Annotated in this window: 20 protein-coding genes; all 20 read right to left on the bottom strand. The window is 67.2% G+C overall.

What is annotated here, in order from left to right; all coding sequences use genetic code 11:
• Window positions 1–10: 10 nt before the first annotated feature.
• On the bottom strand, window positions 11–391 hold the full coding sequence (locus ACZ7L6_RS12210) for a glutamate ligase domain-containing protein (protein ID WP_471922655.1): 381 nt from the start codon (window positions 389–391) through the stop codon (window positions 11–13).
• Window positions 391–939 (bottom strand): C39 family peptidase, encoded by a 549-nt coding sequence (locus ACZ7L6_RS12205; RefSeq protein ID WP_471922653.1) that lies wholly within the window; start codon window positions 937–939, stop codon window positions 391–393. The genes ACZ7L6_RS12210 and ACZ7L6_RS12205 overlap by 1 nt, the downstream gene beginning before the upstream one ends.
• A 12-nt stretch (window positions 940–951) precedes the next feature.
• Window positions 952–2043 (bottom strand): D-alanine--D-alanine ligase family protein, encoded by a 1092-nt coding sequence (locus ACZ7L6_RS12200; RefSeq protein WP_471922651.1) that lies wholly within the window; start codon window positions 2041–2043, stop codon window positions 952–954.
• Window positions 2040–2849: a diaminopimelate epimerase gene (dapF, locus tag ACZ7L6_RS12195; protein WP_471922648.1), complete on the bottom strand. Its 810-nt coding sequence runs from the start codon at window positions 2847–2849 to the stop codon at window positions 2040–2042. The genes ACZ7L6_RS12200 and dapF overlap by 4 nt, the downstream gene beginning before the upstream one ends.
• 59 nt (window positions 2850–2908) lie before the next feature.
• Complete coding sequence (locus ACZ7L6_RS12190; protein WP_471922646.1) at window positions 2909–3064, bottom strand: hypothetical protein; 156 nt, start codon at window positions 3062–3064, stop codon at window positions 2909–2911.
• A gap of 182 nt (window positions 3065–3246) precedes the next feature.
• Entirely contained in the window at window positions 3247–3789 is a 543-nt protein-coding gene (locus tag ACZ7L6_RS12185; protein ID WP_471922644.1) for an NUDIX hydrolase, read from the bottom strand.
• The gene (locus ACZ7L6_RS12180; protein WP_471922641.1) at window positions 3786–4172 is read right to left on the bottom strand and encodes a hypothetical protein; all 387 of its coding nucleotides are present in this window, start codon (window positions 4170–4172) and stop codon (window positions 3786–3788) included. Before ACZ7L6_RS12180 ends, ACZ7L6_RS12185 begins: the two co-directional genes overlap by 4 nt.
• 92 nt (window positions 4173–4264) lie before the next feature.
• Window positions 4265–5107, bottom strand: a complete 843-nt coding sequence (locus ACZ7L6_RS12175; RefSeq protein WP_471922637.1) for a helix-turn-helix domain-containing protein — start codon at window positions 5105–5107, stop codon at window positions 4265–4267.
• Window positions 5108–5134: 27 nt separating this feature from the next.
• Window positions 5135–5644: a DUF6879 family protein gene (locus ACZ7L6_RS12170; protein WP_471922634.1), complete on the bottom strand. Its 510-nt coding sequence runs from the start codon at window positions 5642–5644 to the stop codon at window positions 5135–5137.
• Window positions 5625–5891: a hypothetical protein gene (locus ACZ7L6_RS12165; RefSeq protein ID WP_471922632.1), complete on the bottom strand. Its 267-nt coding sequence runs from the start codon at window positions 5889–5891 to the stop codon at window positions 5625–5627. Before ACZ7L6_RS12165 ends, ACZ7L6_RS12170 begins: the two co-directional genes overlap by 20 nt.
• A 109-nt stretch (window positions 5892–6000) precedes the next feature.
• Entirely contained in the window at window positions 6001–6276 is a 276-nt protein-coding gene (locus tag ACZ7L6_RS12160) for a hypothetical protein (protein ID WP_471922629.1), read from the bottom strand.
• Window positions 6277–6349: 73 nt separating this feature from the next.
• A complete protein-coding gene (gene nrdJ / locus ACZ7L6_RS12155; protein WP_471922625.1) occupies window positions 6350–8494 on the bottom strand; it encodes a ribonucleoside-triphosphate reductase, adenosylcobalamin-dependent in 2145 nt (714 codons plus the stop codon).
• Window positions 8495–8496: 2 nt separating this feature from the next.
• Entirely contained in the window at window positions 8497–8904 is a 408-nt protein-coding gene (locus ACZ7L6_RS12150) for a hypothetical protein (RefSeq protein ID WP_471922622.1), read from the bottom strand.
• Complete coding sequence (locus tag ACZ7L6_RS12145) at window positions 8901–9284, bottom strand: hypothetical protein (RefSeq protein ID WP_471922619.1); 384 nt, start codon at window positions 9282–9284, stop codon at window positions 8901–8903. Before ACZ7L6_RS12145 ends, ACZ7L6_RS12150 begins: the two co-directional genes overlap by 4 nt.
• Window positions 9281–9604 carry a hypothetical protein gene (locus ACZ7L6_RS12140; protein WP_471922616.1) on the bottom strand — a complete coding sequence of 108 codons (324 nt, stop codon included), beginning with the start codon at window positions 9602–9604 and terminating at the stop codon, window positions 9281–9283. The genes ACZ7L6_RS12145 and ACZ7L6_RS12140 overlap by 4 nt, the downstream gene beginning before the upstream one ends.
• Window positions 9601–10779: a hypothetical protein gene (locus tag ACZ7L6_RS12135; protein ID WP_471922614.1), complete on the bottom strand. Its 1179-nt coding sequence runs from the start codon at window positions 10777–10779 to the stop codon at window positions 9601–9603. The genes ACZ7L6_RS12140 and ACZ7L6_RS12135 overlap by 4 nt, the downstream gene beginning before the upstream one ends.
• Window positions 10780–10797: 18 nt before the next feature.
• The gene (locus ACZ7L6_RS12130) at window positions 10798–11007 is read right to left on the bottom strand and encodes a hypothetical protein (protein WP_471922612.1); all 210 of its coding nucleotides are present in this window, start codon (window positions 11005–11007) and stop codon (window positions 10798–10800) included.
• Window positions 11004–11369 (bottom strand): hypothetical protein, encoded by a 366-nt coding sequence (locus tag ACZ7L6_RS12125; RefSeq protein ID WP_471922610.1) that lies wholly within the window; start codon window positions 11367–11369, stop codon window positions 11004–11006. The genes ACZ7L6_RS12130 and ACZ7L6_RS12125 overlap by 4 nt, the downstream gene beginning before the upstream one ends.
• The gene (locus tag ACZ7L6_RS12120) at window positions 11366–11983 is read right to left on the bottom strand and encodes a toprim domain-containing protein (protein WP_471923379.1); all 618 of its coding nucleotides are present in this window, start codon (window positions 11981–11983) and stop codon (window positions 11366–11368) included. Before ACZ7L6_RS12120 ends, ACZ7L6_RS12125 begins: the two co-directional genes overlap by 4 nt.
• The gene (locus ACZ7L6_RS12115; RefSeq protein WP_471923377.1) at window positions 11865–12170 is read right to left on the bottom strand and encodes a CHC2 zinc finger domain-containing protein; all 306 of its coding nucleotides are present in this window, start codon (window positions 12168–12170) and stop codon (window positions 11865–11867) included. Before ACZ7L6_RS12115 ends, ACZ7L6_RS12120 begins: the two co-directional genes overlap by 119 nt.
• Window positions 12171–12186: the final 16 nt, after the last annotated feature.

Raw genomic sequence — 12186 nt, 5'->3', positions numbered from 1 at the left:
GGGCCCGGCCTCAGTCCACAGGTTGGCCGGACAGGTTCGTGACGGTCTGGCCGGAGAGGGACTGGGCGATCTGCCAGAGCTGGCCGCCGCGCGATGCCTTGACGAGAACCGTGTCGCCCGGCTGCACGACGGAGTGGAGGTAGGCGGCAGCCGTCTTGGTGTCGCCCACGATCGCAACCTCGGGCACGCCCGCGTCGCCTGCTGCGAGCGCGAGCTGCTTGGCGAGGTCTCCGCCGACCGCCACGACGAGATCGACGCCGACCTCGGCTGCGAAGCGCCCGATCTCGCGGTGGGCGTCTACCGCCTCGTCACCTAGCTCCAGCATCTCGCCGAGTACAGCGATCGTCCGGCCGGCAGCCGTCTCGGCCGTGTCGCCGTCTGCCTCGGGCATCAAGAGTCTCCGTTGGTCTTCAGGGGTTCGAAGGTGATTGCGCGGCCTGTGTACGAGCAGGACAGGCGGCTGAAGGGGACGCGATCGTGCGTCTGGCCCCACCTCGACGGGTCTCGGAAGAGGATCGTCGGGTCGGGGCCGTCCTCGTAGCCGTGAAGGATGACGAGGTGTCCGCCCTTGCGTCCATCGTCAGGGAACTGCTCGGTCACGGAGGCGATGAGTGGGGCATCGCAGAGGCGGCCGAGCAGGTCGTCAGCCGGTACCGGCTCTGCGGTCGCTGACACTCCGAGGTCGGCCGCCATGCTCGCGATCCCCGCGTGAAGGGCTCCACGCGGGGTCAGAACCTCGTGCTTGACCGCGAGCTTCAGGAGTTCAGTCACCGTGGGCGCTTCGCGCCCGTAGGCGAGCAGGATCGCTCTCAGCGACGCCAGGCCGCACGCCCGGTTGGACCATTCGATCCTGTCTCCCAGTGCCCAGCCGCCGTGTAGATCCCACTCGGCGGGTTCGATGAGCTGTCGGCACAGGGGGACATCGTGGACGCGCGGCACAGCGGCAGGCTCCTACGGCGAGACGGCAGCCTCCCGCGTCAGTGTGGTGCTGGAGAACACGGGAGTGGGCAGGGGGACATCGTACGGCGGCCGGGCCAGGGCCTCGTGAAGCATCGCCAGCACGACGTCCGTGTGCGTGAGCCCGACCATCGCCGCCCCGACCGTGAAGTTGCTGTCACGGGACATGCCCGGTGTGGTGTTGACCTCCAGCACGAAGGCGTCGCCGTCCTCCGTGACGATGAAGTCGATACGGGCGGAGCCGCGCAGCCCCATCCCGTCCCACAGTGTCCGCGCGTCCCTGGTGATCCTGCTCAACGTGACGGGCTCCAGCTCGGCGACGCGGACGTTCACCGTCCCCTTGGAGTCCATGTCGAGCTTGGTGTCGGCGTCGTAGAACTCGGCTTCGGTCGCCTCGGTGGTCAGCGGCGGGAAGACGACGACGGACCCGCCCGGCAGCTCCAGCAGTCCCACGGTCACCGGAGTGCCGATCACGTAGTCCTCGATCAGCACCTCGTCACCCTCTGCGCCGGCAGCGTCCGCGAGGGCGCGGGGTAGCTCCTCTGCCTCACGGACGAGGCTCATGCCGACACTGGACCCGCCGAAGGGCGGCTTCACCATGACGGTCTGCCCGCCCCAGTTCGCCGGACCGCCGGACCAGACGCGCCAGCCGGGCGTCGGGACGCCGAGGGTCAGCATCACCCGCTTGCAGAGGATCTTGTCTGCGGCCACCGCGGATGCCTGGACCCCGCTGCCGCAGTAGGGCACGCGCAGGTAGTCGAGCAGGCCCTGCAACCGGCCGTCCTCACCGTAGGGGCCGTGGAGGTTGGAGAGGGCCACGTCGTGCCCAGACAGCTCCTGAATGAAGTCGGGCTCGGTGGGGTCCAGCACCTTCCACTTCGCGCCGATCTCTTCCAGCGCCTCGCCCAGGGCAGTGACAGACCGCTGCTCGACGGGGCACTTCGAGTGGTAGAGCCGGTCCTCGGCGGACACAGGCCCGTAGATGAGGGCGACGCCGAGGCCCTTGCGGCTCCGGCCCCACGCGCGGAGCGCCTCGGCGGCCACGTGTACGGCCTGGTCCGAGCTGGAATCGAGAAAGAGGGTCATGCGAGTACCCCTTCGAAGGTGTAGGTGACCGGCCCGCCAACCCATGCGGTCCGGTTCGGATGGCGCTCGTGCGGGCGGACGGTGAGAGGCTCACCGGCCTGGTTGTGCACCGTGACCTCGCGCTTGCCGACGAGGCCGCGCATGGTGGCGATGACGACTGCGGCGACAGCTCCGCTGCCGCAGGAGAGGGTCTCTGCCTCGACTCCGCGCTCGTACGTGCGGATCTTCAGCGCTTGGCCGCCGAGGTGCTGGACGAAGTTGACGTTGGTCCCGATGGGCGCGACGCGTTCGTGGTGCCGGACGATCCGGCCTACGAGTTCCGTGTTGATGGCGTCCACGTCGTTCACGACGGCGACGACGTGTTCGGTCCCGGTGTGCACGCTGTCGAACCATGTCGGCTGGCCGTTGATGACGGTTTGTAAGCGACGGGGCTCGATCGCCCGAACCTCGGCCGTGACCCATACGGAGTCCGTTTCGATGACGGCCTCGTGCACGACGCCCGCCATGCGGAGCTTCCGAGCGTTCGCCGTCCCGAGGCCGCCGTCGTGGTGGGCTGCCCAGGCCGCGCACCGCAGCGCGTTGCCACACATCGTGGCGACCGACCCGTCTGCGTTGAAGCACTGGACTTCGAGCATGGTGGGGTCATCGTCGGCGGGACGGCTGACGACCAGGCCATCCGCACCCACACCGGTACGCCTGGCGCACAGTTGCTCCGCCGCTTTGGCCCAGGCCGTGTCGTCCTTCGGGCCGGGGTCCGTGAAGAGTACGAAGTCGTTGCCCGCTCCGTGAATCTTGCGAAAGCGCATGCCAAAGCTCCTCGCGTCGAGAGGGTGAGAGAGGTCGTGCGGGCCCGAGGGGGCTGAGATCAGCGGTAGTCGATGGGCCGGTAGGTGGTCCGCGCCTCGCGCATGGTCCAGGGGGCGCGTCCGGCGAAGTGCAGGACGCGGGCCGATGCGGTGCCGGCGGACCTCATGTCCTGTATTCGCTGGTACTGGCCGTCGAGGAGGATGAAGTCGCCCACGCGGACATCAGACGGCGGCCTGTGCGTTGGGACCGTTCCGACCGGCGGAGGGGGCGGCTCGTCGTGCGTCGCCTTGGCACCCCTGTGCACGTACTGCATTCAACCCCTCCAGATTCCGAGCAGGATGGCGCCGCCAAGCGCCAAAAGGCTTGCGACATAGGCGAGTTGTTGGTTGCGGGGGCTCACTGGATTCCGATCAGGTGGCACTCCACACGCCTGCGGACGGCCTCGATACCGATTTCGGCGAGGGGCATCCAGGCCGCTGCGCCCATGTCGATCATCGAAGGGAAGACTGCACCGGAGTGGGCGCGGAACAGGTACCGGATACCGACACGGAGGCGAGGCCCGTAGCTGTGCTTGCCCGGCCTCGTCACGTCGACCAGGAAGGCGCCCTCAGAGCCGGGATGCGTCCACACGTCGCGTATGCCGATCTGTTCGGCCAGCAGGCGCAGGGCCGCACCGCTGAGGGTGTCGTCCTCCTCTTCCGGCTGGGCCTCGGCGAGCGCGTAGCCGTTCCCGTTCCGCAGGCAGAGGACGCTGCCCTCCTCGTTCACGACGACGGCCCCCGTCACTACAACCGGGCAGCGCTGGTCGTGGGTGCAGGCACCGCGCCGCGAGTGGTCCACGGCGGCGTCGTAGACCGGCATCAACGCCATCTGTTCTTCAGGGTATTTGGCGATGTAGTGGGACAGCTCCCGGACGATCTGGTCTTCTCTGACCGTCACGGCGCCCCCAGTCCGTTCCGCGCGGTGTAGATCCACAGCAGCCGGCGCAACAGGGTGGCGACATCGCGGAGGTAGATGAACGTTCCGAACGTCGGCGTCTCGCTGGTCGGCCGGTTCGGGAGTTCAATCAGCTTCCTCGCCTCACGGACGATTCGCTGTACGTCGCCGTCCTCCTGGGCGCCCAAGTCCGTGTCGAGGAGACCGCTCAATTCGCTGGCAAGTCGCGGCAAGTAGCGGTCCAACTGCTCGCGCGTCGTCGTGCCCAGGCGGAACGCGAGAACGGTCTCGCTCAGCGAGGATGCTTCCGCCACGCTAATGGGGTCGCCGTCGTCCTCGAATTCGTCCGCAAGTACCTCCGACTTGCCCGGACTTGCCAATGCCATCACGTCCCTCCCAGGCACGTTTTGGAACCGTGCGCATAACGGTAGGAGGGGCAGCGAGCAGAACTCCAGGAGTGTGCCCATACTTGCCAGACTCAGTCGAGTGAATTGATGGCCCTGGTGATGATGTCGCGTGCGTCGTGCCCAGTGACGGAGAGATCAGCCAATGCCGTGAAGGTCTCGGCGTACATGGCGACCTCATGCCTTTGCACGACAGTCAGATGGGCGGAAACCAGTTCGACGTTCACAGTGTGATCGTCGAAGAGGAAGAACCCCTCGACGGGCATGAAAGGCCGCTCGATATCTCGCGGGATGATTCCGATACTCACTGTGGGCAGAGCCATGACGGTGAGCAGGTACCCGAGCTGTCCGGCCAGGACTGCCGGCCCGCCGACGCGATGGTAGAGGGCGTCCTCTTCCAGCAGGATGGAGAACTGGTGATTCCGGTAGACGATCTTCTGCTTCTCAACGCGGACTTCAACCGCGGAGTCGATGTCGTCGGCGAGGCCCCGGTGGTCGCGAATGGAAGTCAGCAGCGCCTTGATGTACGAGGCGGTCTGTACGGGGCCGGGAATCAGCCACGGCGAGTAAAAGCGGAAGCGCTGAGTGCGCTCCCAGAGCGGTAGGGCAGACCGCTGAGCATAGGTGAGGCCGTCGCGCTCCATCTCGCGCCACTCGACGTACATGCCTTCGATGCCCTGGGCTGTCGAAACCAGGTCTTCGGCCTGATCGTCCGCCCCGCATGCGTGGCACCACGCACGAAGATCGCGCTCCGAGGGCGCACGTGTGCCGCTCTCGAAGCGCGATGCCTTCGACTCGTGCCATCCGAGTTCTTGGGCCAGGGCTCTCTTTGTGAGCCCGGCCGACTTTCGGATTTCACCAAGGCGTCGTCCGAGCGACTTGCGGGCTTCCTGGACGCTCGAAGATGCCGGTTCCATTTTGCGGTGGCGATCCTATGCGAAGTTTCAGTGTGGTTCGAACTCTGCGTGGGGCGTGGCTACGCTCCAGACGGCCTCGAAAGCGGCTCCGCAGAGCTTTACGATCTCCGGGTCCTCTGTGAGTTCCGGCTCTGTGGGTTCGCCCTCTCCATCGAAATGGTTCACGTACACAAGGCTGGAGTCGAAAACCCAGAAGTCATTTCCCGGCAGGGACAGGCCCGTCGCATTTCGCCGCGAGAGCCAACGTACATCTTCACCCGCCGCGATATTCAACCCCGCTGTCACGTCGTACTCGAAGCGAATGTACTCGCTTACGGGAACGGAGACGATTCGCGCTCGCCGTACCTCGACTCCTCGTGACACAGCCTCCGAGACGATGGAGAGCCAGGGGCCCCAGCGTTCGGCCGGGTCGATCGTCTGACCGGCCTGCCAGTCGATGAAGACGGGGTCCGACTTCATGTAGGCGTCGCGCGACTCCAGATGGACGGCAGTCCTATGGCAGTCGCGGAACAGCTCCTCAAACGTTGGGGCCGGCACCCTTCTTCTCCTCCGGGTCGGGGACAGCGGTGGTCGGGTTCCTGTCGCTGGGCAGGAAGTACCCCACCATGTACCGAGGGATCTCCACCACCGTTTCGTGCTCGGGGATGTCCATCTGGGCGAGTCGCTCCTCGTCCAGAACCTTGAACCCTTGCACGAGGTACCTGTCCGTCTCCTCGTCCACGTACACGGTGGGCGAGTTGCCGTTGGGGCTGTTCGGGTCCTTGCCGAGCATACGCAGTGCCATGATGCCCTCCTCACGAGGCCGGTGTCGCCCTCTGTGCCTGATCCTGCACGAAGCGGGGCTAGGGCGTCGAGAAACTTGCCGGAACTTGCCAGGGCCGCCGGACTTGGCCTTACGCGGCCGGGGTCAGGGCGACGAGAAGAGGACCCGCGGCCTCGCTCCAGTCCCGACCGGCCTCGACTGCGGCCTTCCCGGCAACGGCGATGCCGTCCCGGACGGGGGCGAGGAACGTCTCGCGGAAGTGGGCCTGCGCCTCAGGGGCCATGCCGCTCGTAGAGACGGCCGCCTCGATCTTCTCGTCGAGGACCGTAGCCGCCTCGCGGAAGTCGCTGCCGGTCCACTCGTTTGCGTGCTCGGCGACCAGCGCCCACGTCATCTTGAACGTCATGTAGGCATTCTACCTGCGGAAACGCCAGAAGGGCCCCTCGAAAGGGGCCCAACTCAGCTTCTACGCACGGCAGTTACCTGATCGGGCAAGCGCCGGTCGAGCACTCCTCGTCGGTCGAATCCTCGATCCGGTAGGACTCGTACTCGTCGAACTGGTCGCGGCTGATCCGCTCGTACGGAGCCTGCGGCCTGGTCCCGTCGACCATGACCGTGGTCCCCTTCAGGTGGGGCAGCCACTTCTCGATCACGTCCGCCGTCTCGTCGAGGTCGAGGCCCTCGGGCACGTTCGCCGTGAAGCTCACCGCGTTGTCCGCGTACTCGGCCTGGTACATCGCCTGGAAGGCGAGCATCTCGTCGAGGGACAGCTCGTCCGCCGACTCCACCAGGTCCGCCGGATAGCCGCGCTCCTCGACCTCGGCGACGAGCTTGTCCAGCGTGGGGAACTCGACGACCATCGTGTTCCCGCTGGGGTCGTAGACGCAGGGCTCGACCTTGTACCCCTCGAACTCGAAGGCGGCGACCCTGGCGGCCTGGTCCGGGTCAGCCATCGAGAACCGCACGCGTCGCAGGAAGGTGCGGGCGTAGACGGGATGGATGCCCTCGGTCACGCCGGGGAGCTTGGCTATGGTGCCGGTCGGCGCGACGGTCGTCGTCTTCACGGGCTCCGCGATGCGCAGCTCGAAGGCGTAGTCGCGGGCGGCCTGGCGGACGGCCCTCTTCAGGCGGCCCAGCAACAGTCGGAAGCGGGTGTGTGCCGGCGCTTCGCTGTAGCGGATGCCCTGCTTGGCGAGGAACCCTTGCACGCCCAGGTGGCCGACGCCGATGCGGCGCTGTGCGGCCAGGCGCTCGGCCTGCTCGGCGTCGTTCACGTCGCCGTACGTCGCGCGTATCAGGAAGCGGGTCATCAGCTCGTGAGCCCGCTTGAGCCCCGTCTCGTCGTAAGCGGCGTGGCCGTCGACCACGAACGCGTCGAGGTTGACGTGCCCCAAGTTGCAGTTTTCCCAGCTCAGGAGCGCAATTTCGCCACACGGATTTGTAGCAACCACTGTACCAACCTCGCCTACATTGGAGTAGGTCGAGTTCCAGTAGCCGGGCTCGCCGTTCTTCAGCATCCCGGCGACGACCTTGCGGTGGACCATGTAAGCCAGCTCGTTCCCGCCGGGGCCGAAGTCGTCGTGCTTCTCGCCGGACAGGTAGTCGATGAAGTCCTGGTCGATCTCCACGCTGATGTTCGTGGTCCAGTGCTTCGAGGGGTCCTCCTTGCAGGCGAGGAACTCCTCGATGTGCGCGTCGTCCCACGAGCAGATCGCCATGCGGGCCGAGCGCCGGTTGCCTCCCGAGACGACGCACTCCGCGATGGCGTGGTCGATCTCCATGGCCTCGGTCGGGGTGATGTACGGCTCGACCGCCCACTCGCCCACCTCGTCGGCGGCGCCGGACAGGATGCGGCCGATCTCCTGCATCATGCGGGCGAACGGGGCCGGGCCCGAGGCGACGCCCCCGAACGTCTTCAGCCGGGCGCCCTTCCCGCGCACGCGCGACACGTCGTATACGCGGTCGCCGTGCTTCACCTCGTCGTCGGTCATGAAGGTGTCGATCAGGTCGACCAGGGCGTTCGCCCAACCCTCGCGAGAGTCCTCGACCTCGAAGGCCCCAGCCCAGTCGGAGTCGTAGGCCGTGGACAGGACGCCGGCAGACCGCATGTCCTCGTAGTCGGGGTGACTGGGGTCGCACACGATGTGCACGGTCAGGGCCCGGCGCGGGGCGCCGTACGGGCGGAGGTACTTCGAGCTGTAGTTGGCGCCGACGCCACCGCCTTCCATGAGCCGCATGAAACTGAACTCGTAATGGCGGCTGAGCTTCTCGCCCCACCCGCTGACGTGGCAGTTGAAGAGGTACTGCCTGCCCTTCACGCCGGACGCCCACAGGTGTCGCCCTGCGGGCAGCACGGCGAAGCGGTCCATCAGGGCGACCAGCTCGTCATGCTCGGCCCGTACGTCCTCGCTCCAGCCCTCGGCGGGGCCGTAGACGAGGCCGAGGTTTCCGGCCACGACGCGGCGGACCGTCTCGGGCCACGTCTCGCGGGAACCGTCCGCCTTCGTGCGGCTGTAGGTGCGCTCGTAGACGGTCTGACCAGTGGGGCCGAACGGGACAGCAGGGGTGGTGATGGGGTTCTCCTTCGGGTCGGTGGTGTTGGCGGTGATCAGCAGCTCGGCCAAGGTCAGACCGGCTTGTTCAACATGACGGACAGCACCTTGATCAGCCGCTTCAGAGTTCCGGCGCTGTATGCCGCGAGGTCGGACAGCACTCTGATCTGTGCCGCCGTCTCCTCGCCGGTCGGTGCGGGCAGCGCCAGGAAGGCGAGGCTCAGGTCGATCCGCTGGTCGAGGTACTCGATCGCGCCCGTGGCCTCCGCATGCAGGTCGTCGAGCGCCAACTCGTCCTGATGCTGGTTGACTTCAGTCTCGGAGTAGGGCCGGGCGATGACCGCTCCGTCCGCACGGCGCTCGTAGTAGGTCAGGGTCGAGTCGTCCCAGAACTCGTAGTCCTCCGCGCCCATGCCGGCGGGCGGCTCGACGCCCGGCTCGGGCTCCTCGGCGACGGGCTCCTCGGGCAGAGGCTCGCTCACGCTGCGGTCTCCAATTCGTCGTAACTGTCGATGTAGTCAGTGCCGTTGAGGTGGGCGGCGAGCTTTCCGACCCCGCGCTCAAGGCGGTAGCGGATGGCCCGGTCGGTGACCGCCTCGCGGGCTGCGATCCGTCGGTCGTCCCAGTCGAGGGCGAAGCGCATGAACAGCGCCCGCCGCTCGCCCAGGGACAGAGGCGCCGTTTTCCAGCCGCGCCGGATGTCGGCGAGATGGGCGAACAGCGTCCCCGCGGCCTTCTTGTCGACGGTCCCCTTCGGCATGTCCGCGTCCGGGGCCGTGGGGTTGCGGATGCCGTACGCGGCTTCCACGTCCCACACGGTCGGAAGCAGGTGCTCGACGAGCCGCCGGTCGTACCCGCTCACACACGCCCCTTCTCGGCCGCGTCGCAGGCCGCCTCGTAGGAGGTGTGCCGGATGCGGCGCCGGGCTTCCGTCTTCACGCGGTCGACGAGATCGAGCACCAGGCGGTGATAGAGCACACCGAGACCGAGGTTCGGATCGGACAGGCACTCGCTGACCATGGCCGTCTTCGTCGCGAGGATGATCAGGGCCTCTTGCCGGGCGTCCTCGTACTCCATCGTCAGCGTGTCCTCGTAGCCGTCCGCGATGCGGCGGGCAGCTCTGCCGGCGAGGGCGACGACCTCGGGCAGGGAGAGGAATCTCCAGTCCGGTGCGTCGGTCACCGGACCACTTCCTTCACCGGCACAGCGCCGTCCTTCGTGACCATGACCATCAGGCCGGGCGCCCCGCGTGTGCCCTTCAGGTGCCGCCACCACGTCGACTCGGACTCCATGGCCGGGATCTGGATGAACGTCCTCGGCCCGTCCGTGTCCACGAACTCGTGATGGAGGTGGGCGGCGAGGAGCAGATCCGCGGTGTGCATCGCGCTCGTCTTGTCGAACGCCTGCGCCCGCCACCATTCGAAGTGCTTGCCTGGCCTCCACTGGTGGCCGTGAGCGTGGGCAACGACCGTGCCCGAGCACTCGACTACGACCGTCAGTTCGTCTGTGTCGGGGACGTACACCTCGACGTGCGCGAACTCCTCACCCGCCAGGGTCAGGGCCTCGCTGACGGATATCAGGGCGTCCGTGTCGTGGCTGTCGTCGTACCGGGTCACGCCCTTGCCGCCCGGCCGGACCGCCTCGCCGTGGTTGCCGGGGACAGCGACGACTGTCAGCCGGTTGGCCAGGGAGGCGAAGCGGATGATCGCGTACGCCATCAGCCGGCGGGTAAGGCGGATCTGTTCGGTGAGGGTGAGCTGAGTTCTCCAGACGTTCGCCCCGCCCTGACTGACGAACCCCTCGACGTGATCGCCGAGCCACGCAAGGTGGACGTGCTCAATGTCGAACCGCTTGCGGTACTCGCCGAGGAGATCGGCCGCCTGGTCGATGCAGGACATTGCCCGCTTGAGCGTGCCCTCGTACCCGTCACCGTCGATCTTGCCGAACTGCATGTCGCCCAGGGCGACGATGAACGTGAACTCGCCCTGCTCGTCTTCCTGGACGAAGCCGGGGGCCTCGTCGAAGACGCGGAGAAGCTCGTCGATGTCCGGGCGCTCGGCAACCGTGCACGGCTTGCGGCGGCCGAAGGAGAAGCGGGCGGAGACGCCCGTCTCACCGTTCGCCATGGTCCACTCGCTCGACCGGAAGCCGGTGACCTCCCACTCGGCGGGGTCGAGCTGGTGCGCGCGAAGCACGTCGGCTGCCGACGACTCGGGGTCGATGCCCTCGGGGCCGCGCACGGTCACCTCGGCAGAGTCGCCGTTGACCTCGATCTGACGGGTGAAGTCCCGCTCCGGGTCGGCCTGACGGCCGGGGACGGCCGGGGCGGTCGGTGTGGCGAGAAGGTCGTTCAGCAACTCGGAACGGTCCAAAGTTTACACCCCATCACGGAGAGAGCGGCGGTACGTGCGGATCGTGGAAGCGGACACGGTGTGCCCGTGCTTGCGGAGGACGAGGGCCAGGCGCTCGGCCGAGGAGCCGTGGTCGAGAAGTCGCAGGACGACGGTCTCCCGTACGTCCGGCTCCAGCTCCTCGTACAGGCGCTTGAGGGTCGGGCCGGGTTCGCCCGGCAGTGCCTCGCTCACTTCCCCTCCTGGTCGATCTGAGCGACAGCCGCCATGGCGAGCGAGGCCAGACGGACGAGGCCGCTGCGGATCTCGTCGAGGGTCCGTCCGCCGAAGGCAGCGAAGGCGGTCTGCACGGCCAGGCCGTCAACGCCGAGAGTCCCGGCGTCCTCACGGGCCTCATTGATGGAGGCCCAGTCCTCCGCACGGTTGCGGTAGTTGTCGGCACCCCGCGAGGGGAGGTGACCGCCGACGAGGTTGGAAGGCAGGTTGCCGACCACTCGGGCGGCCTCGCCGACCTCCGCCAGGACGGGTGCGAGCGGATCGGCCTTTCGTGCCGGCGCCTTGCGCGGGGCGGTCTTCTTGGCCGGGGCCGTGGTCACTGCTCGTTCTCCTTGATCAGGTCGAGAAGGGGCTGAGCGCCCCCCTGCATGTAGGTGTCGGTCACATCCCCGTCCCGCAGGCGCATGCCCTTGGCGGAACGGAGGGCCCGGCAGATACGGGCGGTGAACTCGGCTCCTGCGTCGTCCGGATCACCCCAGACGCGGACGCGGTTGAAGCCTGCGAGCATCCGCCTGTGGCGTCCCTGCCAGAGGGCGGCGCCGGGAATGGCGACCGCGTGAAGGCCGATCTTCTTCAGGATGATCCGGTCGAGTTCGCCCTCGGTCACGTCGATGGTGTCCCCGGCCTGGTGCACGTCGGCGATGCCGTACATGCGCGGCGGGTCATCCTTGATCGTGTTGTACTTCCCGTGGAAGTGCGCCCTGTGGTCGTGGTCTTCGAGGCAGCGGAACCGGACGGTCAGCGGCTTTCCGTTGCGGTCGAGGTACGGGATCGCGAGCATTCCGCGGAAGCGCTCATGGCCGGGGAAGGGGTGGTCACCGACGACGCCAAGCCGGTGTGTAACCGCCTCCTCGCGGCCGATTCCCCGGTCGTGGAGATACTGAGCGACGCCCGGCGTAAGAGCTGCCTGATACGCGCCCGTCGCCTCCTCCAGCATCTCGCGTTGCGAAGGCGAGAGAGGCTGCAAGGGCTCGTGCTCCGACAAAGTCAGTGCCTTCCTTTTCCATGATCAGAGTGAATGAGTCACCGCCCTTCCCGCAGGAGTGGCACTTCCACAGGCCCTTGTCCGTGTTGAAGGACATGGACGGGGTGTTGTCCTCGTGCAGCGGGCACGCCGTCATGCCCGTGACGCGGTGC

The sequence above is a fragment of the Streptomyces sp. NPDC107522 genome, assembly GCF_055657525.1.
This window is presented reverse-complemented; position numbering and strand designations above follow the sequence as displayed.